This window comes from Corallococcus llansteffanensis, assembly GCF_003612055.1.
GTDB lineage: Bacteria > Myxococcota > Myxococcia > Myxococcales > Myxococcaceae > Corallococcus > Corallococcus llansteffanensis.
This window is the reverse complement of record NZ_RAWB01000829.1, coordinates 1-3,227: the sequence shown is the minus strand read 5'-3', so window position 1 is coordinate 3,227 and position 3,227 is coordinate 1. Positions and strand designations below refer to the sequence as shown.

2 protein-coding genes and 1 pseudogene are annotated in these 3,227 nt (G+C 73.2%); 2 read left to right on the top strand and 1 reads right to left on the bottom strand.

Annotated features, from left to right (window positions below; translation table 11 throughout):
- Positions 1 to 602, top strand: a 602-nt coding sequence (locus D7V93_RS40850; protein ID WP_120648404.1) for an ActD-like protein, incomplete at its 5' end; no start/stop codon positions are given.
- Positions 599 to 2,881, top strand: coding sequence for a caspase family protein (locus D7V93_RS40845; RefSeq protein ID WP_120648403.1), 2,283 nt, complete (start codon positions 599 to 601; stop codon positions 2,879 to 2,881). The genes D7V93_RS40850 and D7V93_RS40845, both read left to right, overlap by 4 nt.
- Before the next feature lie 38 nt (positions 2,882 to 2,919).
- On the opposite strand, the pseudogene D7V93_RS40840 reads toward D7V93_RS40845, so the two are convergent.
- Positions 2,920 to 3,227 (bottom strand): annotated as a pseudogene (locus D7V93_RS40840) (DUF6748 domain-containing protein); the annotation flags it as partial.

The window sequence follows — 3,227 nt, the reverse complement described above, 5'->3', positions numbered from 1 at the left end:
CAACGCGCCCTTCGTGGCGCTTCCTGCCCCTCCTGGTGCCGGTGCTCGCCGCCGCGACCCTGATCGTCCTCGTGCGGCCCCTGACATCGTCCGAGGGGCGGGAGGCGCCAGGCTCGTGGGGCGGCACCGGGGTCCTGGAGCCCACGCGCAGCAAGGGCCTCCAGCCGCGGCTCGACGTGCACCGCCAGAGCGCCGCCCGCTCCGAGCGCCTCACCGACGGCGCCCACGCCCAGGCCGGTGACGTGGTGCAGCTCTCCTACACCTCCGCCGGCAAGGCCCACGGCGTCCTCGTCTCCGTGGACGGCCGCGGCGCCGTCACCCTGCACCTGCCGGAGACCGGGGAAGCGGGGCAGAAGCCGGGGCACCAGTCCGCCGTGCTGGAGCGCTCCGGCACGCACCTGCTGCCCCGCGCCTACGAACTGGACGACGCGCCCGGCTTCGAGCGCTTCTTCTTCATCACCGCCGATGCGCCCTTCGCGCTGGACGGCGTCCTGTCCGCCGCGCGCGTCCTCGCCGCCTCCCCCGACGCGCGCACCGCGCCGCTGCGCCTGCCTCCAGAGCTGGGGCAGACCTCCTTCCTGCTGGAGAAGCCCTCCCCATGAGAGCGCCCGTCGTCCTCCTGCTGCTCTCGCTGTCGCTCTCCTTGTTCGTGGGCGCGCCGGCCCGCGCCGAAGCCGTCGCCGTGCGCCGCCTGGCCCTGCTCGTGGGCGTCAACGACGGCGGCCGGGAGCGCGTGCGGCTGCGCTACGCGGACACCGACGCGCGCGCCTTCTCCCAGGTGCTGTCGGAGCTGGGCGGCGTGCTGCCCCAGGACCGCGTGCTGCTCACGGACGTGGACCGCGCGGGCGTCCTGGCCGGCTTCGAGCGCATGCGCAAGCTGGCGGAGGGCGCGCGGGCCTCCGGAGCGCGGCGCGTGGAGGTGCTGCTGTACTACTCCGGCCACTCGGACGACGAGGGCCTGCTCCTCAAGGGCGAGCGCCTGGACTACGGCGAGCTGCGCCGCGCGCTGGAGGGGCTGCCCGCGGACGTGCGCATCGCGGTGCTGGACTCGTGCGCGTCCGGCGCGTTCGCGCGGCGCAAGGGCGGCGTCGCGCGGCCCGCGTTCCTGGTGGACTCCGCCATCCAGGTGAAGGGCCACGCCATCCTCACCTCGTCCAGCGCGGACGAGGCGTCGCAGGAGTCGGACCGGCTGGGCGGCTCGTTCTTCACCCACCACCTGGTGTCCGGCCTGCGCGGCGCCGCGGACGTCACCCACGACGGCCGCGTCTCGCTCACGGAGGCGTACCAGTTCGCCTTCCACGAAACGCTCGCGCGCACCGAGCGCACGCAGGGCGGCGCGCAGCACCCCAACTACGACATCGAGCTGGCGGGCACCGGCGACCTCGTCATGACCGACCTGCGCGCCACCACCGCGGGGCTCATCCTCACCGAGCCGCTGGAGGGCCGGCTGTACGTGCGCGACGCGGTGGGCACGCTGGTGGTGGAGGTGCAGAAGGTGTCCGGCCGCGCCACCGAGCTGGGGCTCGCCCCCGGCGCCTACCGCGCGCGGCGCGAGCTGGGCGGCAGCGTGTCCGAGACGGCCTTCACGCTGAAGGAGGGCCTGCGCACGCCGCTGTCCCCCGGCGACTTCCTGGGCGTGGGCAGTGAGGCCACCGTGATGCGCGGCGGCGGCGGCCTGGCGCCGGCGCACGCGGTGTCCCCGGAGGGACGGATGCGGGTGCCGGTGAACCTGAGCCTCGTCCCGGGGGTGAGCATCAACACGCTCCGGGTCGGCAGCGCGCCGGTGGAGAACCGGTTCGCGGTGGGCTTCATCAACGGCGGCACGGCGCTGGGGGGCGGGCTGGCGCTGGGGCTCCTGGGCAACATGTACGACGCGGAGACGAGGGGCGCGGCGCTGTCCCTGGGCTTCAACCATGCGGGCGGGACGGTGGACGGCGCACAGCTCTCACTCGCCGCCAACGTGGCGGGCGGCGGGGTGCGCGGCGGACAGGCGACGCTCGGGTTCAACCTCTCCACCGGGGACGTGTCCGGCGTGGGGCAGCTCGCCCTGGGGGCGAACATCGCGCGGGGCTCCATGGCGGGCGTCCAGGCGGCGCTGGGCCTCAACGTCACCACCGCCGAGGTCAGCGGCGGGCAGCTCTCCCTGGGCGTCAACCACGCGAGCGGCGCGCTCCACGGCTTCCAGCTCACGCTGGGCGTCAACAACGCGGCGTCGGACGTGCAGGGCCTGCAGGGCTCGGCCCTGCTCAACCGCGCCTCTTCCCTCACCGGCATGCAGCTCGCGGTGATCAACGTGGGCGGCGACGTGACGGGCATGCAGCTGGGGTTGATCAACGTGGCCAGCGTCGTGCACGGCGTGCAGCTGGGCCTGATCAACGTGGCCAAGGAGGTGGACGGCGTGCCGCTGGGCCTGCTGACCTTCGAGCAGAAGGGCCAGCTGCACCTGGAGGTGTTCGGCAGCGACATCCAGCTCACCAACGTGGCGCTGAAGTTCGGCGGCCGGCACGTGTACACCACGCTCATCGCGGGTCTGGGGCCGGATGACCGCTTCCAGCGCTTCAGCCTGGGGCTGGGCGTGGGCGGACACATCCCGCTGGGCTCCCGCCTCTGGGTGGACGTGGACGTGGCGGGCAGCCAGGTGCTGTCCAAGGACGCGCCGTTCTCCAGCAAGTCCAACAACCTGCTGGCGCAGGCGCGCGCCATGCTGGGCTTCCAGATCATGCCCCGGCTGGCCGTCTTCGGAGGGCCGACCTACAACGCCTGGTTCACCTGGGGGGAGCCGGGCTTCGCGAAGCTGTCCACGCTGCCGGTGAAGTCGCACACCGGCCTCGACCATCGCGTGCAGAACTGGCCCGGCTTCCAGCTGGGCGTGCGCATCTGAAGCGGCCCCGAGCAATCCTCGGGGCCCCACGGCCCGCGTCAGTCGATGACGCGGGTGGCGCGCAGCACGTCCAGCTTGATGCCGCGGACGGCGTTGGGGCCTTCGCCCAGCGAGCCCTCCAGCTTCAGGCCCCCGGGCGTGAAGGCCTTCTGCATCAGCTCGCCCTGCTTCGTGTCATCCCCGCCGGTGACGGCGCTCAGGTCCACCTCGTGGATGGACTTGATCTTCTCTCCCGGCTTGTCCGCGAGGAAGACGTCGTAGTGGTCGCAGGGCGGCGCGAAGCAGCGCTTGCCGTTGTCCTTGACGATGTAGGTGGCACTCATGGTGGCGTCTCCGGGGGTGGCTG

Coding starts and splice junctions, on each gene's coding strand:
- D7V93_RS40845 (WP_120648403.1), top strand. CDS start 599: ATGAGAGCGCCCGTCGTCCTCCTGCTGCTCTCGCTGTCGCTCTCCTTG.